This is a genomic window from Micromonospora sp. NPDC003241 (assembly GCF_053589795.1).
The window spans coordinates 210,179-231,287 of record NZ_JBSFSO010000004.1 but is presented as its reverse complement, the minus strand read 5'-3'; the positions used below and the strand labels follow the sequence as shown (position 1 = coordinate 231,287).

General features: G+C 73.6%; 18 protein-coding genes. 9 read left to right on the top strand and 9 right to left on the bottom strand.

The window, feature by feature from the left end; all coding sequences use genetic code 11:
- Window positions 1-2 precede the first annotated feature (2 nt).
- From ACWDVW_RS05800 to ACWDVW_RS05775, 6 genes are all read right to left on the bottom strand, one after another.
- Window positions 3-257 (bottom strand): acyl carrier protein, encoded by a 255-nt coding sequence (locus ACWDVW_RS05800; protein ID WP_117227778.1) that lies wholly within the window; start codon window positions 255-257, stop codon window positions 3-5.
- 6 nt (window positions 258-263) lie between these two features.
- Window positions 264-1,319: a 3-hydroxyacyl-ACP dehydratase FabZ family protein gene (locus ACWDVW_RS05795; RefSeq protein WP_449945313.1), complete on the bottom strand. Its 1,056-nt coding sequence runs from the start codon at window positions 1,317-1,319 to the stop codon at window positions 264-266.
- Entirely contained in the window at window positions 1,316-2,056 is a 741-nt protein-coding gene (gene fabG / locus ACWDVW_RS05790; RefSeq protein WP_350694635.1) for a 3-oxoacyl-[acyl-carrier-protein] reductase, read from the bottom strand. The genes ACWDVW_RS05795 and fabG overlap by 4 nt, the downstream gene beginning before the upstream one ends.
- 107 nt (window positions 2,057-2,163) lie before the next feature.
- On the bottom strand, window positions 2,164-3,402 hold the full coding sequence (locus ACWDVW_RS05785; RefSeq protein WP_449945310.1) for a CaiB/BaiF CoA transferase family protein: 1,239 nt from the start codon (window positions 3,400-3,402) through the stop codon (window positions 2,164-2,166).
- A complete protein-coding gene (locus ACWDVW_RS05780) occupies window positions 3,399-4,550 on the bottom strand; it encodes a steroid 3-ketoacyl-CoA thiolase (RefSeq protein ID WP_350694637.1) in 1,152 nt (383 codons plus the stop codon). The genes ACWDVW_RS05785 and ACWDVW_RS05780 overlap by 4 nt, the downstream gene beginning before the upstream one ends.
- Before the next feature lie 5 nt (window positions 4,551-4,555).
- Window positions 4,556-4,750 (bottom strand): ferredoxin, encoded by a 195-nt coding sequence (locus ACWDVW_RS05775; protein WP_449945308.1) that lies wholly within the window; start codon window positions 4,748-4,750, stop codon window positions 4,556-4,558.
- A gap of 170 nt (window positions 4,751-4,920) precedes the next feature.
- On the opposite strand from ACWDVW_RS05775, the gene ACWDVW_RS05770 reads away from it, so the two are divergent.
- Genes ACWDVW_RS05770 through ACWDVW_RS05755 form a run of 4 tightly spaced genes read left to right on the top strand, consistent with a single transcriptional unit; the run spans window position 4,921 to window position 12,160 of the window.
- A complete protein-coding gene (locus ACWDVW_RS05770; protein WP_449945306.1) occupies window positions 4,921-6,516 on the top strand; it encodes a (2,3-dihydroxybenzoyl)adenylate synthase in 1,596 nt (531 codons plus the stop codon).
- A complete protein-coding gene (locus ACWDVW_RS05765) occupies window positions 6,513-7,901 on the top strand; it encodes an NAD(P)/FAD-dependent oxidoreductase (protein WP_449945304.1) in 1,389 nt (462 codons plus the stop codon). The genes ACWDVW_RS05770 and ACWDVW_RS05765 overlap by 4 nt, the downstream gene beginning before the upstream one ends.
- A 44-nt stretch (window positions 7,902-7,945) precedes the next feature.
- Window positions 7,946-8,176, top strand: coding sequence for an acyl carrier protein (locus tag ACWDVW_RS05760; RefSeq protein WP_350694643.1), 231 nt, complete (start codon window positions 7,946-7,948; stop codon window positions 8,174-8,176).
- Window positions 8,177-8,203: 27 nt separating this feature from the next.
- Entirely contained in the window at window positions 8,204-12,160 is a 3,957-nt protein-coding gene (locus ACWDVW_RS05755) for a non-ribosomal peptide synthetase (RefSeq protein WP_449945302.1), read from the top strand.
- 57 nt (window positions 12,161-12,217) lie between these two features.
- Here ACWDVW_RS05755 and ACWDVW_RS05750 read toward each other — a convergent pair whose 3' ends face one another.
- Window positions 12,218-13,222: an acyl-CoA dehydrogenase family protein gene (locus tag ACWDVW_RS05750; RefSeq protein ID WP_449945300.1), complete on the bottom strand. Its 1,005-nt coding sequence runs from the start codon at window positions 13,220-13,222 to the stop codon at window positions 12,218-12,220.
- 162 nt (window positions 13,223-13,384) lie between these two features.
- Between ACWDVW_RS05750 and ACWDVW_RS05745 the strand changes: the two genes are divergently transcribed.
- Together ACWDVW_RS05745 and ACWDVW_RS05740 are read left to right on the top strand one after the other, a co-directional pair.
- On the top strand, window positions 13,385-14,212 hold the full coding sequence (locus tag ACWDVW_RS05745; protein WP_449945299.1) for an SAM-dependent methyltransferase: 828 nt from the start codon (window positions 13,385-13,387) through the stop codon (window positions 14,210-14,212).
- Between the two features lie 61 nt (window positions 14,213-14,273).
- Window positions 14,274-15,278, top strand: a complete 1,005-nt coding sequence (locus ACWDVW_RS05740; RefSeq protein ID WP_449945297.1) for an MBL fold metallo-hydrolase — start codon at window positions 14,274-14,276, stop codon at window positions 15,276-15,278.
- A 94-nt stretch (window positions 15,279-15,372) separates the two neighbouring features.
- On the opposite strand, the gene ACWDVW_RS05735 is transcribed toward ACWDVW_RS05740, so the two are convergent.
- The gene (locus tag ACWDVW_RS05735; protein ID WP_396750985.1) at window positions 15,373-16,800 is read right to left on the bottom strand and encodes an NAD(P)/FAD-dependent oxidoreductase; all 1,428 of its coding nucleotides are present in this window, start codon (window positions 16,798-16,800) and stop codon (window positions 15,373-15,375) included.
- A 42-nt stretch (window positions 16,801-16,842) separates the two neighbouring features.
- Window positions 16,843-17,331, bottom strand: a complete 489-nt coding sequence (locus tag ACWDVW_RS05730; RefSeq protein ID WP_449945294.1) for a VOC family protein — start codon at window positions 17,329-17,331, stop codon at window positions 16,843-16,845.
- A 116-nt stretch (window positions 17,332-17,447) separates the two neighbouring features.
- Here ACWDVW_RS05730 and ACWDVW_RS05725 point away from each other — a divergent pair, with 116 nt between their 5' ends.
- From ACWDVW_RS05725 to ACWDVW_RS05715, 3 genes are read left to right on the top strand one after another with little or no spacing between them, the layout of a single operon-like run.
- Window positions 17,448-18,824 carry an NtaA/DmoA family FMN-dependent monooxygenase gene (locus ACWDVW_RS05725; protein ID WP_449945292.1) on the top strand — a complete coding sequence of 459 codons (1,377 nt, stop codon included), beginning with the start codon at window positions 17,448-17,450 and terminating at the stop codon, window positions 18,822-18,824.
- Between the two features lie 3 nt (window positions 18,825-18,827).
- Window positions 18,828-19,964 (top strand): acyl-CoA dehydrogenase family protein, encoded by a 1,137-nt coding sequence (locus tag ACWDVW_RS05720; RefSeq protein ID WP_449945290.1) that lies wholly within the window; start codon window positions 18,828-18,830, stop codon window positions 19,962-19,964.
- Between the two features lie 16 nt (window positions 19,965-19,980).
- Complete coding sequence (locus tag ACWDVW_RS05715) at window positions 19,981-21,063, top strand: acyl-CoA dehydrogenase family protein (RefSeq protein ID WP_449945287.1); 1,083 nt, start codon at window positions 19,981-19,983, stop codon at window positions 21,061-21,063.
- Window positions 21,064-21,109: the final 46 nt, after the last annotated feature.

Sequence of the window (21,109 nt, the reverse complement as noted above, 5' to 3'; positions counted from 1 at the left end):
GCTCAGGCCTGGTCGGCTGAGTGACGCACCACCGCGTCGTAGACCGCTTTGAGGTTGTTGAGCTGCGGCAACTCCGACTGCGGAATCTCGATCTTGAACTTCTTGTCGATCCGCGCCAGGATCTCGATCGCCCGCAGCGAGTCGGCCTCGTAGTCCTCGGCGAAGTCGCCGGTCTCGGTGAGCTCCTCCGGCTCGAGCTCCAGCACCTCCGCCACGATCTCACGGAGTTCGGCCATGCGGGGGTCGGTCTGCGTCATGACAGGTCAGCCTTTCCAGCGGAGGTTTGACGAAGCCGGCGGCACCCCGGGCCGGGAGGACTCCCGTCCGGTGGGGACGCCGACGGTTCCCGAGGTGGCGGTCTCGGCGCCGGCCGTGGCCGTGAGCGCCGTACGCGGGCGTCGGGCCGCCATCAGCGTCCCGACACGGGCGATGCGGCGGTCGCCGACGTACGTCTCGCCGGTGGCGAAGGCGGTGTCGGCGATCACCCGTTCCAGGTGGACCACGTGACGCAGCACGTCGCCCGGGTAGGCGACGCCGTCGAAGGTGAAGTCGCGCGCCCCGACGAACATCAACACGTGCTCGTCGCCGACCGGGGTGTTCGACCCGGTGAGCCAGAGCAGGGCGGCGGTCTGCCCGAGCGACTCCACCAGCAGCGACGCCGGGTAGGCGTAGTCGCCGGGCGGCGCGTCGTCGGTCAGCGCCCGGTAGCAGGGCTCGGTGGCGGTGACCGTCTTGACCGCCTCGATCCGGTCACCGGGAGCGAGCCCCAGCACCCGGTCGACCAGCAGCAGCGGGTACCGCTGCGGCAGGAGTGCCCGCACCTGGTGGTGCCCGAGCCCTCCCCCGCTGACGGTGGGCGAGCCCGACGGGTCGGGCCCGGTCGGCTCGACCATGTCGCCGCCGTCGAAGCGGGCGCGCATCGTCACGGTCACGGTGCCGTCGTCGCGGCGGCCGGAGGCGGTCACCGCCCAGCGGTCCGGCCCGTCGGCGACGGCCTTGATGTCCAGGGTCAACCGGTCCGGCGGCAGCAGCGGCGCCAGGAACCGCACGGCCTCGACCGCTCGGGTACGCAGCCGGGGCCGACCGGCGCCCCGCAACGCGATGTCGACCGCCTGCGCGAGGGCCTCCAGGACGAACACGCCGGGGAAGACCGGGAAGCCGGGGAAGTGACCGCACAGGTTCGGGTCGTCCGGGCGGACCGGCACCGCGGCGATCACCTCGACGTGCTCGCCGACCGCGGTGACCTGGAGGTCGTCGACGGCGGCCAGCGGCGCGGCGCCGGGCGGGCAGCGGCGGGTGGTGACGGTCGGGGCGCTCACAACGTGATCCCACCGTCGACCTGGAACACCTGGCCGGTGATGTACCCGGCACGCGGCGAGCAGAGGAACTCGACCAGGTCGGCGACGTCCTCGGCGCGGCCGAAGCGGCGTAGCGCGATCTGGCCGAGGGCCTGTTCGCGCAGCTTGCCGGAGAGCGCGTCGGTCATGTCGGTCTCGATGAAGCCGGGGGCGACCACGTTGACCCGGATGTCGTACCGGGCGACTTCCTTGGCCAGCGAGCGGCTCAGCCCGATGATCCCGGCCTTGCTGGCGGCGTACGCGGTCTGGCCGGTGTTGCCGTACACGCCGGCCACCGACGACATGTTGACCACCACGCCGGCCCGACGCTTCATGAAGCGGAAGGTCATCGCGCGGCAGAAGTTCCAGGTGCCGGTGAGGTTGGTCGAGATCACCGCCGACCAGTCCTCCTCCTTGGAGAGCACCAGCGGGCTGTCCCGGGTGATGCCGGCGTTGTTGACCAGACAGTCGATCGGCCCGAGCGCGTCCTCGGCGGCGCCGACGAACGCCTCCACCGCGGCCAGGTCGGTCACGTCGCAGGGCGCGAAGTGCACCGGCACCCCGAACGCCGCGACCTCGGCCCGGGTCTTGGCCGCCGCCTCGCTGGCGGTGCTGTAGCAACCGGCCACCGCGTAGCCCTGTTCGGCGAGCCGCAGCGCCGTCGCGCGCCCGATTCCCCGTGAGACGCCGGTCACCAGAGCTCGAAGCTGAGTGGTCAAGCCAACCTCCCCTGTCGGACGACTGCCGACCGAACGCGATACAACACTCCACTAACGCGTATGTTGTATCTGTTCCGCGCCAACATACTGACCCACCGGTGACGGGCTCAGCAAGTGGTGTCGTATGTTTTTTTTGCCACCTCGACGGGCACCAGACCGAGCTCGTCGAGCACCTGCGCGGTGTGCTGCCCGGGGGCCGGCGCACCCTGTCGCACCCGGGTCGGAGTGCGGGAGAACTTCGCCGCCGGACCGACGATCGGAGCGGTGCTGCCGTCGCTGAGCACGGTGGGTTGCAGCATGGCCCGCTGCGCCAGGTACGGATCGGCGGCCACCTCGGCCACGGTGCGGACCCGGGAGACGGTCAGACCCCGCCCGACCAGCTCGGCGACCACGGCGTCCGCCGGCCGCCCCCGGCACCACCCGGCCACCACGGCGTCCACCTCGACCCGGTTGGCCAGCCGGTCGGCCGCGCGCCCGAAGCCGGGGGCACGGGCCAGTTCCGGGCGGTCCATCGCCTCGGCCAGGTCCCGCCAGTGCCGGTCCAGCGCGACGGCGAGATAGACCTGCCCGTCGGCGCAGTCGTAGACGTTGGACGGCACCACGAAGTCGGTCTGGTTGCCCCATCTGTCGGGTGGACGCCCGGCGGCGGCGAGGGTGTGCAGGCCGGCGCTGCCGGCGAGCATGGCGTCGAACATCGCCACGTCCACGTGCTGCCCCTCGCCGGTGCGCGCCCGGTGCCAGAGGGCGGCCAACGCGCCGATCGCCCCGTGCAGGCCGGCCAGCTCGTCGGCGAGGAACGTCGGCGCCCGGACCGGTCCGGCGTCGGGTGGCCCGTTGAGCGCCATCCACCCGCTGGCCGCCTGCATGATCGGGTCGTAGGCCGCCTCGGTCCGCCGGTCGCCGTACTGGCCCCAGCCGGAGATCGAGACGAAGACCAGGTCGGGACGGACGGCCCGGCACTGCGCCCAGCCCACCCCCCATCCGTCCAGCGTGCCGGGACGGTAGTTCTCCACCACCACGTCGGCGGTGGCGACCAGCCGCAGGAAGGTCTCCCGGCCGGCCGTCTCGCGCAGGTCGAGCCCGGCGCTGCGTTTGTTGCGGTTGACCGTCTGCCGGAACCACGACAGACCGGTGCCGGGAATCCGGGGCGGCACCTCGCCGTCGCGCCCGTGCGGCAGCTCGACCCGGATCACGTCGGCGCCCAGGTCGGCGAGGATCGCGCTGGTCAGCGGGCCGGACCAGACCTTCGTCACGTCCAGCACCCGGATCCCGTCCAGCGGTCCGGCCAGATCGTCGCGGGCCTCGCGATAGAAGTCCCCGGCGTCGTGCCCGTGCACCGCGCTCACATCCGTTGCAGGATCGAGGCGGTGCCCAGCGCGCCACCGCAGCACATGGTGACCAGGGCGAGTTCCCGGTCGGTGCGTTCCAGCTCGTGCAGCGCGCTGACCAGCAGCCGGGTGCCGGAGGCGCCCAGCGGGTGACCCAGCGCGATCGCGCCGCCGTTGACGTTGACCCGCTCCGGGTCAGCGTCGTGTGCCGCCGTCCAGCCGAGCACCACCGCCGCGAACGCCTCGTTGACCTCGGCGACGTCGATGTCGGACAGTCGCATCTTGGCCCGGTCGAGGATCTTGCGGGTGGCCACCACCGGCCCCTCCAGCAGCAGGGCCGGATCGGAGCCGGTGACCACCTGGTGCAACAGGCGGGCGCGCGGGCGCAACCCGAGCGCGGCGGCCCGCTCGGCCGACATCCAGAGGATCGCCGCCGCGCCGTCGGAGATCTGCGAGGTGGTGCCCGCGGTGTGCACGCCGCCCTCGACGGTGGGCTTGAGCGCGGCCAACCCGTCCGGGGTGCTCTCGCGCAGTCCCTGGTCCCGGGTCACCTCGACGGTGTCGCCGTCGGGGCCGGGGGCGCGGACCGGGACCACCTCGGCGTCGAAGCGTCCCTGCGCCCAGGCCGCCGCCGCGCGCCGTTGCGACCGCAGCCCGTACGCGTCGGCGGCGGCCCTGTCGACGCCGTACTTGGCGGCGATCCGCTCCGCGCCGCCGAACTGCGCCTTGGGCGGGTCGTCCCACGGGTAGTCGTCGGTCTTGTAGTGGCCTGGCCCCTGGTAGAGGTTGGTGCCCACCGGCACCCGGGTCATCGACTCCACCCCGCAGGCGATCCCCACGTCGATCGCCCCGGCGGTGATCAGCGCGGAGACCAGGTGGTTGGCCTGCTGCGCCGAGCCGCAGGACACGTCCACGGTGGTGCAGGCGACCTCCGGGTCCAGCCCGGTGCTCAGCCAGGCGTTACGGGTCACGTTCAGACTCTGCTCGCCGACCTGGGTGACGCAACCGCCGATGATCTGGTCCACCGCCGAGGCCGGCAGGTCGACCCGGTCGAGCACCTCCCGCTGCACGGTACGCAGCAGTTCGACCGCCTTGAGCCCGCGCAGCCACCCGTCCCGGCGACCGATCGGGGTACGCGCCGCCGCGACGATCACCGCCTCCGCCACGGCGCTCACTCCCCGCGCAACGACAGGGCGAGCTTCGGGCAGCCGCGTACCGCGGTCTCGACCTGCGGCAACTGCTCCGCCGACGGCTGCTCGACCAGCACGTACATCAGGTCGTCGTCCCGGATCTCGAACACGTCCGGGGCGCTGTCGGCGCAGACCCCGTGGCTGTCACAGCGGTCGTAGTCCACGACTATCCACATCGTCTTCTCCCACGCTTCGGGTTGGCCGGGGCACGCCCACGATAGATGACGCATGTAGGATTCGCCGACCAGAAACAACAGACACTTGCGCGAGAGAAGAAACGTCGCATAGCGTCGGGCGGTCCGCTGCGGCGGGTAGCGTCCCCGATGGCACGTCCTGGAGGCCGAGCATGCTGACCGGATGCGTCCCCTGGCCCGACGAGTTCGCGCAGCGCTACCGCCGCGACGGCATCTGGCGCGGCGAAGTGCTGGGTGACCTGCTACGACCCTGGGCCGCACGGGACCCGGACCGGATCGCGGTGGTGACCCGGCACGGCCGGCACACCTACCGCGAGCTGGACACCCGCGCCGACCGGCTGGCCGCCGGCCTGGTCGCGCTCGGCGTCGGGCCGGGTGACCGGGTGGTCGTGCAACTGCCGAACACCCCCGACTTCGTAGTGACGTGTGTGGCGCTTTTCCGACTCGGCGCGCTGCCGGTGCTGGCGCTGCCCGCCCACCGCCGGGCCGAGCTGGTCTACCTCGCCGAGTACGCCGACGCGGTCGCGCTGGTGGTGCCCGACGTGGTGGCCGGCACCGACCACCGGGACCTGGCCCGGGCGGTACGCCGGGCGGTGCCCTCGGTCCGGCACGTGCTGGTGGCCGGCGAGCCGCAGGAGCTGACCGCGCTGCGCGACGTCGACGCCGAGCCGGTGGAGCTGCCCGCCCCCGATCCGTCGGAGGTGGCCTTCTTCCTGCTCTCCGGCGGCACCACCGGGCTGCCCAAGCTGATCCCGCGCACCCACGACGACTACGCGTTCCAGCTACGCGCCACCGCCGAGGCGATGGGCTTCGACGAGCACGGCGCGTACCTGGCCGCGCTGCCGGTGGCGCACAACGCCGCGCTCGGCTGCCCCGGGGTGCTGGGGGCGCTGCGGGCCGGCGGTCGGGCCGTCCTCGCCGCGAGCCCGGCCCCGGACGAGGTGTTCCCGCTGGTCGCTGCCGAGCAGGTCACCCTGACCACGCTGATGCCGGCGCTGCTGCCGGTCTGGACCGAGACCGCCGGCATCTTCGGCGCCGACCTGTCGAAGCTGGTCATCGAGGTGGGTGGCGCCACGCTGAGCCCGGAGGTGGCCCGCCGGGTGCGCCCGGCCACCGGCGCCACGCTGACCCACTGGTTCGGGATGGCCGAGGGGGTGCTCTGCTTCACCCGCCCGGACGAGGGCGACGAGGCCGCCGCGACCAGCCAGGGCACCCCGCTGAGCCCCGCCGACGAGCTGCGGGTGGTGGACGACGCCGACCGCGACGTGCCCGACGGCGAGGTCGGCGAACTGCTCGCCCGGGGTCCGTGCACGCTGCGCGGGTACTACGCGGTGCCCGAGCACAACCGCACGGTCTTCACCGCCGACGGGTTCCTGCGCACCGGTGACCTGGTCCGCCGCGACGCCGCCGGGCGGCTGGTGGTGACCGGTCGGATCAAGGACGTGGTGAACCGGGGTGGCGAGAAGATCTCCGTCGACGAGGTCGAGGCCCACCTGATCGCGCATCCGGCGGTGCGGACCGCCGCCGTGGTGCCGGTGCCGGACGCGCGCCTCGGCGAGAAGACGTGCGCGGTGATCGTCGCCCGGGACACCCCGCCCGGCCTCGGGGACCTGCACGACTTCCTGCGCGAACGCGGACTCGCCGACTTCAAGCTGCCCGACCGGCTGCACATCGCGCCCGCGCTGCCCTACACGCCGGTCGGGAAGATCGACCGGCGGGCGCTGGCCCGTGAGGTGGCGGCGGCGTGACCCGCCCACCGTCGGTCACCGGCACCGTCGACCGGGTGCTCTGGCTCGACGGGCTGCCCGCCGACCAGCTCGCCCCCCGCCCGCAGCTGGACGGCGACACCACCGCCGACGTGGCCATCGTCGGCGCCGGGTACACCGGCCTGTGGACCGCGTACTACCTCAGCGTGCACCGCCCCGAGCTGTCCATCGTGGTCGTCGACGCGGGGCGGGCCGGGTTCGGGGCCTCCGGACGCAACGGGGGCTGGTGCACCGCCGAGATGCCGGCGCTGCTGCCCGGTCTGATCCGCCGGCACGGGCCGATGGCCGCGATGCGGCTGTACCGGGCCGGCCAACGCACCCTCGACGAGCTGCGCAAGGTGTTCGCCGCGGAGGACATCGACGCGCACTGGCGGCACGACGGTTCGCTCTACGTCGCCCGCAGCGCGCCGCAGGTCGACCGGCTGCGCGGCTGGCAGGAGGTGCGGGACAAGCTCGGCATCACCGGCCTCACGCTCACCGTGGGGCCGTCGGCCGCCGCGCAGATCGGACTGACCGGGGTACGCGCCACCGCGTACACGCCGCACTGCGCCGCCGTGCAGCCGGCCCGCATCGCGCGCGGCCTGCTCGCCGCCGTCGAACGTCGCGGGGTCCGCGTCGCCGAGCGGACCCGGGCCCTCCGGATCGCCCCGGGTCTGCTGGTCACCGACTCCGGCACGGTACGCGCCCGGTCGGTGCTCTGCGCCACCGAGGGCTACACCGGTCGGCTGCCCGGACACGCCCGGCGGGTGCTGCCGCTGCACTCGTACGTGCTGGCCACCGAGCCGCTCGACGAGGCGACCTGGCAGCGGCTGGGCCTGACCGACCACCGGACCGTCGCCGACGGGCGCTACCAGTTCGGCTACCTGCAACGCACCCTCGACGACCGGCTGGTGCTCGGCGGACGGGGCGCCTACTACCGGTTCGGCTCGGCCACCGACCGGGGCCGCACCGCCGACCGCCGGGCGCACGACCGGCTGCGCCGCACCCTGGCCGAGCTGCTGCCCGACCTCGCCGACGTGCCGGTGTCGCACCGCTGGAGCGGGGTGTACGGGCTGCACCGGCACACCGAGCCCGAGGTGGTCTACGACCGGGACACCGGGCTCGGGCACGCGGGCGGCTACGGCGGCGAGGGCATCGCGCTGAGCAACCTGGCCGCCCGTTCGCTGGCCGCGCTGGTGGCCGGGGTAAGCCGCCCGGAGACCCGACTCTGCTGGGTGGACAACGCGTCCCGCCGGTGGGAGCCGGAACCGTTGCGGTTCATCGGCGTGCGGGGCGTGAGCGCGGTCGCCACCGGAGCCGACCACTACGAGCACCGTATCGACCGGACGGCGCCCCTGGCCCGGCTCGCGCTACGCGCCATCGTGTGAGCCCCCGACCGGCTGTGCCCCCGACCAGCGACGAGGAGCCTGGCATGGACGACCTGCAGAGAATGCGTAAGGTCTGGGAGTTCATCTTCCAGCAGTCGGTCACCGACGACGCCGACTTCTTCACCGATCTCGACGGCGACTCGATGGCCGCCGCCGCCCTCGTGCACCACGTGGCCGAGGAGTTCGGTGTCTCGCTGCCCCTGTTCGAGGTCTTCGACCGCCCGACGCCCGCGGAACTGCTCGCGGCCGTACGGGAACAGCTCACGGTCGGCTGACCGCCGGCCACCCCAGCGAGGAGCACGATGGACCAGCTCACGGCAACCGGGTTCGGACTCAGCGACCTCCAGCAGGCGTACCTGATCGGCGAGCTGGGTGACTTCCAGCTCGGCGGCCCCGCGCTGTTCTACGAGGAGTACGCCGCGCCGCCCTTCGACACCGACGCGTTCGCCACGGCCGTGCAGGCCTTGGTCCGCCGGCATCCCATGCTGCGCTGCGCGGTCGGCGAGGACGGCCAGGTGCGGATCCTGGACGACCCGCCGTCCCCGCTGTCGGTCCGGTCGTTGCGCGGTGAACCCGCCCACCGCCGCGCCGAACTGCTGGCCGCCGGTCGCCGGGAACTCTCCGGCGACGGACCGCCGCTGACCGGACCCGCGGCCTTCCGGATGCTCGTCTGGTGCGACGACGGGGAGTACCTGGTCCAGATGGCCGGACGCCTGATCGTCTTCGACGGCCAGTCCGGCGAGGTCTTCGCCCAGGAGCTGCGCACCCTGCTCGCCGGTGGGGATCTCGCGCCGCTGGACTTCACCTACGAGCGGTACCGCCGGGAGCTGGACCAACGCCGGGACGGCCCGGAGTACGCGGCGGCCCGCCGGTACTGGACCGACCGGCTCGACGACCTGCCCGGCGCGCCGGAGCTGCCGCTGCGCCGGGGTGGACGGCACGATGGCCCGCTCATCCGGCGCGTCTTCACGCTGCCGGTCGCGGTGACCGACGCGTTCTCCGCCGCGCTGCGCCGCCGTCGGCTCACCCCGACGATGGCGGTGGCCGCCGCGTTCGCCCGGGTGCTGCGGCACTGGAGCCGCCAGGAGCGGTTCACCGTCAACATCATGTACGGCGAGCGGCTCAACCTGCACCCGGACGTGTCCCAGTTGATCGGCAGCTTCGCCAGCACCCTGCTGCTGGAGTGCTCACCGGCCGGCGGGGAGAGCGACTTCGCCGCCGACGCCGCCGCCTTGCGGGGCCGGATGCTGCGCGACATGGCGCAGGGCGCGTTCAGTGGGGTGTCGGTGATCCGGGAGCTGAACCGCCGCTCCGGGACGGTCTCCGGTGCCCGGATGCCGGTGGTGTTCACCAGCATGCTCGGGCTCGGCTCCGACACCGACCCGGTCTTCCTGGAGCTGCTCGGTTGGCAGCGCCGCGAGTCGCTGGTCCGAACTCCGCAGGTCGCCTTCGACCACCAGGTGTTCATGCGCTCCGGCGAGATGGTGTTCAGCTGGGACACCGCCGACGGGCTCTACCCGCCCGGCATGGTCGACGAGATGTTCGCCGCGTACCGGGCCCTGCTGGTCGACCTGGCCGGCGACGACGCGGCCTGGTCGACGGCGCGGGGCGACCGCCTCACCCCGGCGCGGCAGCTCGCGGTCCGGGCGCAGGTCAACGACACCGCCGCCGAGGTGGCCGCGCAGACCCTGCACGGCGGCTTCCTGGCCCAGGCCCGCCGGACCCCGGACGCCGACGCGGTGGTCACCTCCGCCGGTACCGTGACGTACCGGGAGCTGCGGGCGCGGGCGGGTGCGGTGGCCGCCGCGCTGCGCACCGCCGGGCGTGGCCCGGGTGACCTGGTCGCGGTCGTCGCCGAGCGGGGCGTGGACCAGATCGCCGCGCTGCTCGGGGTGCTGATGACCGGCGCGGCCTACGTGCCGGTCGCGCCGGCCTGGCCGCTGCCGCGCCGCGCGCAGATCCTCGCCGGAGCGGGCGTACGCGCGGTGCTCGGCGACACCGACGACGACCTCGACGGGGCTCCCGCCGACGCGGTCCGGTGGCGGTTGGCCGACCTGCCGCCGGGTGACCTGTCCGACGCCGAGGTCGCCGACGACCCGGAGGCGCTGGCGTACGTGATCTTCACGTCCGGCACCACCGGTACGCCGAAGGGCGTGATGATCCGTCACCAGAGCGCGGCCAACACCATCGTGGACGTGAACACCCGCTTCGGTGTCGGGGCCGCCGACCGGGTGCTGGCCGTCTCGGAGTTCACCTTCGACCTGTCCGTGTACGACGTCTTCGGCCTGCTGGCCGTCGGCGGCGTCGTGGTCGTCCCCGATCCGGGCCAGGCCCGCGAGGTGGTGCACCTGCACGAGCTGGCCGTCCGGACGGGCGTGACGGTGTGGAACTCGGTGCCGGCCTACCTGGCGATGTTCGTCGACTACGTCCGGGCCGCAGCGGACCGGGAGCGCCCGGAGGCGCTACGGACGGCGATGGTCAGCGGCGACTGGGTGCCGTTGTCGCTCGGCCGCGAGCTGGCCGAGATCGCCCCGAGGGCCCGGTGCGTGGCGCTCGGCGGGGCCACCGAGGCGTCGATCTGGTCGAACTGGTTCGACGTCCCCGCCCGGGTGCCCCCGGAGTGGACCAGCGTCCCGTACGGCTGGCCGCTGCGGAACCAGCGCTTCCACGTCCTGGACTCCCGGCTCGCCCACCGGCCGGACTGGGTGCCCGGGGACCTGTACATCGCCGGACGCGGGCTGGCCGACGGCTACCTGCACGCGCCGGAGCTGACCGCCGCCGCCTTCGTCACCCACCCGGTCACCGGTGAGCGGCTCTACCGCACCGGCGACCTGGGCCGGTACCGCCCGGACGGGGTGATCGAGTTCCTCGGCCGCGACGACCCGCAGGTGAAGATCAACGGCTTCCGGGTGGAGCTGGGCGAGATCGAGGCGGCGCTGGTGGCGCAGCCGGGGGTGACCGACGCCGTGGTGGTCGCCCGCCGGGGCGAGCGGGGTGCGTCGCTGGTCGCCTTCGTGGCCGCCGAGGCGGCGAAGCCGGACCTCGCCGACGAGGTCCGCGCGGCGCTCGGCGCGACGCTGCCCGCCTACCTGGTGCCGCCGGTGATCGAGGTGCGGGAGGCGTTGCCGCTGACCGGCAACGGGAAGGTGGACCGGGCCGCCCTGGTCGCGGACGCGGCCGGGCTGGCACCGAGCGGCGGGCGGTTCCGCGCCCCGCACACCGCCACCCAGCGGCGGCTGGCCACGCTCTGGTCGGACCTGCTCGACCTGCCCTCGGTCGGCGTCGACGACCCGTTCTTCGCCCTCGGCGGCAGCTCGTTGCAGGCCGCGCAACTGATGAACCGGGTCGAGCGGGAGTTCGGCAGCCGGCTCCCGCTGGCCGCCCTCTACCAGCACCGCACCGTCGCCGAGCTGGCCCGCCTGCTCGACGAACGGGACGGCGCCGCCCGGTCCTCGCCGGTGCAGTCGCTGGCCCCCGGCGACGGCACGCCGGTCGTGCTGATCCACCCGGTCGGCGGCGACCTGCTCTGCTACCGCGAGCTGGTCGCGCGGCTGCCGGAGGGCTGGCCGGTGCTGGGGGTCGCGTCGCCCGCGCTGGACGGTACGGCCACCGTGCCGCCGACCCTGACCGAGCTGGCCCGCGCCTACCGGGACGAGCTGACCGCCGCGCTGCCGGCGGACGCCCCGGTACGCCTGGTCGGCTGGTCGCTCGGCGCGGTGCTGGCGTACGAGGTGGGTCGGCAGTTGACCGAGGCGGGCCGCACCTGCACGGCGGTGCTGATCGACCCCTGGGTCGGCCCGCCCGGTGCGCCCGCCGAGCCGAGCGCCGCCGAACTGGTCCGGGCGTTCCTGACCGACGTGACCCGGGGCGAGGTGTCCGACGACGCCGCGGTGGGCCCGGACGCCTCCGGAGTGGAGGCGTTGCGGGCGGCGTGGCCGCAGGTGGCCGCCGCCCGCCCGGCGCTGGCGTCGCTGGGCCTGGACTCGGCCGAGCGGCTGTTCGAGGTCTTCGCCGCGCACACCCGGGCGCTGGTGCGCTACCCGGTCCCGGCGGCGCCCGGCCTCACCGTGCACCTGCTGGAGGCCCGGACCGCGCTGGGCGGCGCGGCCGGCGGCTACCTGGTGCCGCTGGGCGAGCGGCTGCCCAAGGGGGCCGTGACGACCCGGCGGCAGGTGCCCGGCGACCACTTCGCGGTGACCGACCCGGACGCGGTGACCCCGACCGCCGCCGTGGTGACCGACGTCCTCACCGCGTCCTGACCGACAGGCGCCCGGGGTACGAACATCCGTACCCCGGGCGCGTGGTCGGCGGGTGGTTCAGCTTCGGTGCAGCCGGTCGATCAGGTCGGCGCGGATGCCCGGGCGGGTGCCGAAGACCAGCAGGAACAGCGCCTCCCGCATCAGCCGCTCGGCCGGGCGGTGCCGCAGCACGGCCGCGCTGCCGGTGGTGGTGGCCAGCAGTCCGGCGGCGCGCAGGGCCAGGGCGGCGGCCGCGCCCCGGGCCGAGGGCAGTTCCTCCGGGCCGGCGGCGTCGAGGGTGGCCCGGCACTCGTCGATCGCGGCGTCCAGCGGACCCGGCCCGATCAGCCGGGCGCAGCGGGTGGCCACGCCCAGCGGCAGCGATCCGTTGAACCGCAGGGTCGCCGGGTCGCGTTGCAGATAGACCTCGTGCGGGACGACGCCGGTGACCCGGTGCTCCGGCACGAAGTGGCCGGTGAAGGTGACCTGCACGGTGCGGCTCGCCGCCACCGCGACCATGTCGACCGGCGTGACGCTGAGGGTGTCGCTCTCGGTGGCGTCCAGCAGTGACCAGACCAGCGTGTCCGAGGCGTCCCGGGCGGCGGTGAACAGGGTGTCGACCAGACCCCACCCGGTCACCCAGGAGGCGGTGCCGTGCAGCAGCCAGCCGCCGTCGACCGCTTCGGCGCGTACCGCCGGGGGGCCGGGCCGGGTGGCGGAGAGGATGGCCAGCCCGGCGCGCCGCTCGCCCCGGCACAGCGGCTCCAGCCACTGGTCGGAGATGCCCGGCCGTTGGCTGTGCGTCGCCGCCATCACCGCGCTGTGGTGTTGCGCCCAGACGAACGCCGTGCTCAGGCATCCGCTGGCGATGATCTCCAACGCGCGGGCCGCGGTGGCGGTCTCCTCGGCGGCCATGTCGCTGAACTGCGGCGGGCCGGCCAGGCCGTAGAAGCCCTCGGCGGCGAGCAGGTCGAGGTGGGTGTCCGGGACCGTGTCGGCGGCGTCGACCTTCTCCGCCGCCGGGAACAGCACCTCCTCGGCGATGCGCTCCGCGCGGTCCAGCACCTTGGCAGAGTTGCTCATCAGTCGGTCCACCGTCCGTTCCGTCGTCAGTCGGTGTGGGTTCTGCGCACAGCCTAACGAAGACGTCACCGACAGCCTAGAAGCTACATAAAGACAGTGTTGTGTTTGCCGCGGACGACCGACACTATGCTGAGAAACGTCAATCCACGGGGGAGGTCGCAGGTGACCGAAGATCCGGAAACACGGGCCGAACGGGTCGGTCTGTTCTATGACCTGATGGGCCCGTTCCTCGACGCCGTCTACGGCGACAACCTGCACTACGGCTACTGGTCCGACGAGCACGATCCGGCTACCGTCGCGCAGGCCCAGGCACGGCTCAACGACGAACTCGCCGGTCGGCTGGCGGTCGGACCCGGCGACCACGTCCTGGACGTCGGCTGCGGCACGGGCGGCCCGAGTCGCCACGTCGCCCGGGTGACCGGCGCCGAGGTCAGCGGGGTCTCGCTCTCCGGCCGGCAGGTCGAGCGGGCCGGGGAACTCGCCGTCAAGGAAGGTCTGGCCGACCGGGTCCGCTTCACCCGGGCCGACGCCACCGCCCTGCCGTACCCGGACCGGTGGTTCGACGCGGCGCTGGTGCTGGAGGTGCTGGTGCACGTGCCGGGCAAGGCCGCCGCGTTGAGCCAGGTGCACCGGGTGCTGCGTCCCGGCGGGCGGCTCGTCCTCGCCGAACTCACCCTGGTCCGGCCGATGGACGACGCGCAGGCACGGATCTGGTCGGGGATGCCGATGTCGACGCCGCCGACCGCACCGGACTACGTCGAGCTGGTCCGCGCGGCCGGCTTCGAGGTGGTCGACGTCTTCGACGCCGGGGCTCACGTCCGCCGCTCGCACGAGGCCACCCGCGAGGCGGTGGCGCGCGAGCGCGAGCGCCTCGCCGGCACGTACGGGCCCCGGGTGTTGCGCCAGCTCGGCGACGCGGTCCTGGACCTCCAGGCGGTCGCCGAGTCCTGCCTGGGCTACGTGCTGCTCACCGCGCACCGGCGAGGGTGACGCCGATGCGCAGGCCACGGCCCGGCCGCCGGTGCCGACCCCATTACCCGAGGAGGAACCCGTGTACCGACCACGCGCCGTGCACCGCGCTCTCGCCCGGCTCACCGGGGCGCCCCGGGGGCGTACCTGGCCCGGTGGTTTCACCGACCGTCTCACGCACCCGGTGCCCGGCCCGGCGGCGGTGCTGCGGCTGATGCGCGAGCGCGGCACCCGCCCGGTCGGCGCGACCGGTGGCCGGGTGCCGGTGGTGGACGAGGCGGTGCCCCGGGTCGGTGCCGGGCAGACCGCGGTGACCTGGATCGGGCACGCCACCTGCCTGGTGCAGATCGGCGGCCGGGCGGTGCTGACCGATCCGGTCTTCGCCGACAAGATCCCGGGTACGCCGCGTCGGTACACCCCGCCCGGGGTGCACTGGGAGTCGCTGCCGCCGATCGACGCGGTGGTGATCAGCCACAACCACTTCGACCACCTCGACGAGCCGACCGTACGCCGGCTGCCCCGGGACACTCCGGTGCTGGTGCCGGCCGGGCTGGCCTGGTGGTTCCAGACGCGGGGTTTCCGCCGGGTGGTCGAGCTGGACTGGTGGGAGTCGACCGTCGTCGGCGGCGTACGGTTCGACTTCACCCCGGCGCACCACTGGAGCCGGCGGGGCCTGTTCGACACCTGCCAGAGCCTCTGGGGCGGCTGGCTGATGAGCAGCGAGGACGCACCGACCCACCGGGTCTTCTTCGCCGGTGACTCGGCGTACGGGCCGGCCTTCGCCGAGATCGGCGCCCGCTTCCCCGGCATCGACGTGGCGTTGCTGCCGGTCGGCGCGTTCCGACCGCGCTGGTTCATGAAGCCGCTGCACATGGACCCGGCCGAGGCGGTCCGCGCCTGCGGCGACCTGGGCGCGGAACGGATGCTCACCATCCACTGGGGCACCTTCGCGCTCTCCGCCGAGCCGGTGCTGGCCCCGGTGGAGCTGGCGCGCAAGGCGTGGGCCGAGTCGGGCCGACCGGCGGACACCCTCTGGGACCTCGCGGTCGGACAGAGCCGGCTGTTCGGCACCACCGACCGGAGCTGAGCAGGCGGCCCGGCCGGTGGTGACCGGCCGGGCCGCCTGTTCGCTGTGGTTCCCGGTCGTCGGGCCGGACCGCTGCGGGGTGCGGTGCGAGGGATCAGCGGCTGGCGCCGGCGGCCCGGCGTGCGGCACGTCCGGCGAAGAACGACCGGGGCGCCAGCGCGGCCGGGTGCGGCAGCATCAGCGGCAGCCGGTCTCCGGTCTCCTGCCGCCAGATGAACAGGTGCGCGCCCTTGTCGCCCATCGCGCCCTTGGCGAACTTCGGCTGGTTGACGGTCACGTACGCCAGGTCGGTGTACTCGGTGTCCCGGCGCAGCACCAGGTCCCGCAGGATCTTGCCGCCGGTGTGGCTGGGCGCGATCCCGTTGCCGGTGTAGCCGTGCCCGTACACCAGGCCGTCGTCGGTGCGGCCGAACTGCGGGATGAAGGTGCGGCTCCAGCCGATCGGGCCGCCGAAGGCGTGGCTGAACCGGACGTCCCGCCAGGCCGGGAAGAAGCGGGCGAAGGACTCCCGCAGGGCGGCGTGGGCGGCGTCGTTGCGCAGGTGCGAGCGGTCGGTGTCCCGCTGGTCGTAGTAGTACCACCGGCCGCCGGACCAGACCACCCGGTTGTCGGCGGTCAGGCGCGCGGCATGGGCGAAGGAGAGCGAGTTGCTGACCCCCTCCCGGCCGGGCCAGGCGACCCGGGAGAGCTGCGCGTCGGTCAGCGGTTCGGTCACCATCAGGTAGTTCCACACCGGCATGACCTTGGTGTGGGTCTGGGCGAAGCTGTGCTGCCAGGCGTTGGTCGCCAGGACGACCTCGTTGGCGGTGATCGTGCCGGTGGGGGTGGTCACCCGGTACCGTCCGCCGACCTTGCGGACCTCGGTGACCGGGGTCCGCTCGTGGATGTCCACGCCCTGCTCGCGCACGACGCGGGCCAGGCCCTGCACCAGCCGGTGCGGGTTGACCAGTGCGCCGGTGGTGCGCAGCGCGCCGAGCACCTGCGGGGAGCCGATGCGCTGCTGCGCCTCGTCGCGGTCCAGCAGCTTGAACGACCCGCGCAGGCCGGTACGTTCGCTGCGCTTGACCTGGAGTTCGAGCCGGGCCAGTTGCTTGCGGTCGGTGACCACCTGGAGCACGCCGTTCATGGCGAAGTCGGCGTCGATGCCGTACTGGCGGCAGAACCGCCCGATGTCGATGATCGACCGGGCGCCGCTGCGGTAGACACCGGCGGCCTTCTCCCGACCGTAATACCAGAGCAAACGGCGCAGCACCTTGCCCGCGGTCAGCCCGACGAACCCGCCGTTGGCGCTGGACGCGCCGCCGCCCACCGCCTGCGCCTCCAGCACCTTGATGTCGGCCGAGGGCTCGGCCTCGGCGAGGAAGTGCGCCGCCCACAGGCCGGTGTAGCCGGCACCGACGATGCAGATGTCGCAGCTCGCGTCACCGTCGAGGGGCTCGCCGACCTCGACCGGCTCGGTGTCGTGCCAGTAGACGCTGTTCCGGGTCTCTTCCACGTCGCTCTCCAAGTCGTCGGTCCGCACCCACTATCCATAGTGTGTGTTGTGTTCGGCAAGACCCGACAATCACTGCCGGTCGGCGGCCACCCGCGCCGCCCGCTCGGCCCGGTGCTGCTGGCGCAGCCGGTTCATGAAGTAGTCGGCGTTGAGCCAGTAGAACTCCAGCCAGATGTTGTCCGGGTCGCGCAGCCAGATGCCGTAACCGGCCTCCAGGAACAGCTCGCGGACACCGGAGTGCTCGGCGCCGACGGCGTCCAGGTGCGCGGCCCACTGGTCCAGGTCGGCCAGTTCGGGCACGTGGTAGCCCAGGTGGTGCAGGCCCACCCGGCGTTCGTCGAAGGGAGCCGGGTCGGGCTCGACGGCCTGACCGAGCACGATCGAGGAGAGCGAGCCCCGGTGCACCAACGTGCGGAAGGTGAACCCGGACTCGGCCGGCTTCGCGTCGCGTACCGGCGTGAAGTCCATGACCCGGCAGTACCACTCGGTGCTGCGATCCAGGTCGCGGACGGTCAGGTTGACGTGGTTCCTGCCGTTGAGTTTAGGCACATGACGCATCATAGATGCTTCACTTGTATCTTGGGTGTGGCGTGTTGTCGTCGACAACCGGTAGCGTGTCGTCACCTGGCAGCGCGCTGCCCGTACCGGGCCGGAACGGATGTGAGGAACCGGGCATGCATCTGAACGTGTTCACCCAGTGCTCGCCGTCACCGCAGTTCAAGGGCATGTGGCGGCTCCCCGGCGACCGTACGGCCACCGGATACCGGTCGCTGGAGTACTGGATCTCCCGCGCCCGGCAACTGGAGGCGGCCTGCATCGACGCGTTGTTCTTCGCCGATATCCACGGCGTCTACGACGTCTACCGGGGCTCCTGGGCACCGGCGGTGCGGCACGCGGTGCAGATCCCCTCGATCGACCCGGCGCTGCTGCTGTCGGCCGCGGCGGCGGCCACCCGACACCTCGGCTTCGCGATCACCTACTCCACCACCTACCACTCCCCCTACGAGTGCGCCCGGCTCTTCTCCTCACTGGACCACCTCACCGGTGGCCGGGTCGGCTGGAACATCGTCACCTCCTACCTGCGCTCGGCCACCGCCAACGGCCTCGGGGAGTACCTCGACCACGACGAGCGCTACGAGCGGGCCGACGAGTACGTCCAGGTCGCCCGGGCCCTCTGGGAGGACAGCTGGGACGCCGACGCGGTGGTCCGCGACGCCGAACGCGACATCTTCACCGACCCCGACCGGGTCCGCCAGATCGACCACGAGGGCCGCTGGTTCACCGTCCGGGGACCGCACCAGTGCGAGCCGTCACCGCAGCGCACCCCGGTGCTCTACCAGGCCGGTTCCTCGCCCCGGGGCATCGAGTTCGCCGCCCGGCACGCCGAGGTGGCCTTCCTGACCCTGGCCGATCCCGCCTCGGGCGCGGAGCCGGTGGCCGCCCTGCGCGCGGCGGCGGCCCGGCACGGCCGGGACCCGGGCATGGTCAAGGCGTTGCAGGGCGGCATGGTCATGATCGGGCGGGACCGGGCCGAGGCGAAGGCCAAGGCCGAGGCGTACAACACGCTGTGGAGCAGCGAGGGGCAGCTCGCCAAGTGGTGCGGCTGGATGGACATCGACCTCGCCGCCTTCCCCGACGAGACCCCGGTGGACGAGATCCGCAGCCAGGCCAGCCACTCCTTCCTCGGCTTCCTGCGCAAGCTCAGCCCGGACCGCACCTGGACCGTCGGGGACGTGAAGTATCTGGTCTCGCGTCCCCGCCGGCCCCGGGTGGACGCCCCGGTGACGTTGTTCGGCACGCCCGAGCAGGTCGCCGACCGGATGGAGCAGTGGCTGACCGTCGCCGACGTGGACGGGTTCAACCTGATCCCCAGCCCGCCCTCGGACGGCATCGACGACATCTGCGACCTGCTGGTGCCGGAGCTGCAACGGCGGGGCCTGTTCCGCACCGCGTACGACCCGGCGGAGACGACACTGCGCGAGCGGTACTTCGGCGCCGGGGTGAGCACCTACCGCGACCCGGCGCGCGCCGTCACCGCGCGGGAGGGCTGAGGGATGCACCTGCGCGACACCCCGCCGGAGGCCGCCTTCCGCCGTGACCTGCGCGCCTGGCTGGCCGAGCACGTGCCCCGACACCGCGACGGCGGCGCACCCGGGGACTGGACCAAGGCGTTGCACGCGGCCGGCTACACCGGACTGACCTGGCCGGCCGCCTACGGCGGACGCGGACTGCCCCCGACCTACCAGGGCATCTACGCCGAGGAGAGCGCGCTGGCCGAGGCGCCGGACCACGGCAACGTGATCGGCCTGGGCATGGTGGGACCGACCATCGTCTCGCACGGCAGCCCCGAGCAGCAGGAACGCTTCCTGGAGCCGATCCTGTCCGGCGCGTACGTCTTCTGTCAGGGTTTCTCCGAGCCGGACGCGGGCAGTGACCTGGCCGCGGTGCGGACCCGGGCGACGGCCACCGCCGACGGTTGGCGGGTCACCGGCGAGAAGGTCTGGTCGTCCTACGCCCACCAGGCCGACTGGTGTCTGCTGCTGGCCCGCACCCAGCCCGACTCCACCGCGCACACCGGCCTGACCTGCCTGCTTGTCGACATGCGCAGCCCCGGGGTGCAGGTGCTGCCGCTGCGGCAGAGCACCGGCGACGCCGACTTCAACCAGATCGTGCTCGACGACGTGCTGGTGCCCCGCGACTGCGTGCTGGGGCCGGTCGGCGAGGGCTGGCGGATCGCGATGACCACCCTCGCCCACGAACGCGGCACCTTCGGCATCACGCTCACCGCCCGGCTGACCGTCGAGTTCGACCGGCTGCTGCGCACCGTACGCGACCTCGGGCTGGCCGACGACCCGACGGTCCGCGCCGAGGTGGCCGAGTTGCACGTGCAGTTGCAGGCCCTGCGCTGGACCGGACACCGGACGATGGCGACGCTGGCGCGGACCGGCAAGCCCGGCCCGGAGAGCTCGGTGCTCAAGCTGCACTGGTCGGTCACCAACCAGCGGCTGGCCGCGTTCGCGCTGCGGCTGCTCGGCCCGGCGGCGGTACTCGACGGCCCGGACAGTCACGCCGCCGGTCACTGGCAGCACCTGCGGTTGCGCAGCCGCGCCAACTCGATCGAGGGCGGCACCTCCGAGATCCTGCGCGGCATCATCGCCGAGCGCGTGCTCGGTCTGCCCCGCACCCGGTGACCCGGAGAGGATGACCATGGACTTCGCCCTCACCGACGACCAGCGTGACCTGGCGTCGGCCGCCGCCCGGCTGCTCGCCGACCGGTACCCGGTCGACCGGGTGGCCGCGCTCGCCGAGACGGGCGACGCCGACCCGGACGGATGGCCGCACCTGCGCCGGCAGGGCTGGTACGACCCGGAGCTGGGCGTGGTGGAGAAGGGCCTGCTGGCCCAGGAGGCCGGGTACGCGCTGGCCGCCACCGGCTGGTGGAGCACGGTCGGCCTGGCCCACCCGGTCCTCGCGGCGGCCGGGCGTGAGCTGCCGACGGGCCCGCTCACCCTGGCCTGGCAGGACCACCCGGACAGCGCTCAGGGCGCCCGCGCCGAGCAGCGCTCCGGCACCTGGCGGGTGACCGGTCGACGTGGCCTGGTCACCGAGGCGGCGGCCGCCACCGCGCTGGTGGTCGCCGCCGACACCGACACCGGACCGGCCCTGTTCCTGGTGGACTCCTCGGCCGACGGGCTCACCGTCGCACCGCAGCCCGCCCTGGACCGGCTGCGTGGCGCCGCCCGGCTGGACCTCGTCGACACCCCGGCCGAGATGCTGATCGGGCCGGAGCACGCCGAGCGGGTGCTGGCCGACGCGCGCCGGCACGGCGGCACGTTGCTGGCCTGCGAGGCCGTCGGCGTCGCCCGCCGGGCCCTGGACCTGGCCCGCCGACACGCCCTGGACCGGGTGCAGTTCGGGCGACCGATCGGGGCGTACCAGGCGGTGGCGCACCGGCTGGCCGACGGCTACGTGGCACTGGAACTGGCCACCTCACTCGCCCTACGGGCCTGCTGGCTGGTCGGCACCGGGCCGGACGACGCGGCACCGGACGAGACCGCCCAGGCGTACGCCGAAGCCGTCGTCGCGGCCCGCCGGGCCGCCGTCCGCGCCTGCGAGGACGCACTTCAGGTCACCGGCGGACTCGGCGCGACCTGGGAGTACCCGCTGCACTGGTGGTACCGCCGGGCGCTCTGGCTGGACAGCTTCGACACCCCCACCGACCACCACCTCGCCACCCTCGCCGGTCACCTGCTGAACGGGCGGGCGCAACCGGCACGGCCGGCCGCGTGACCCCACCGGCCGACGGCGCACCGACCGAGACTGACAAGGAGCAGCG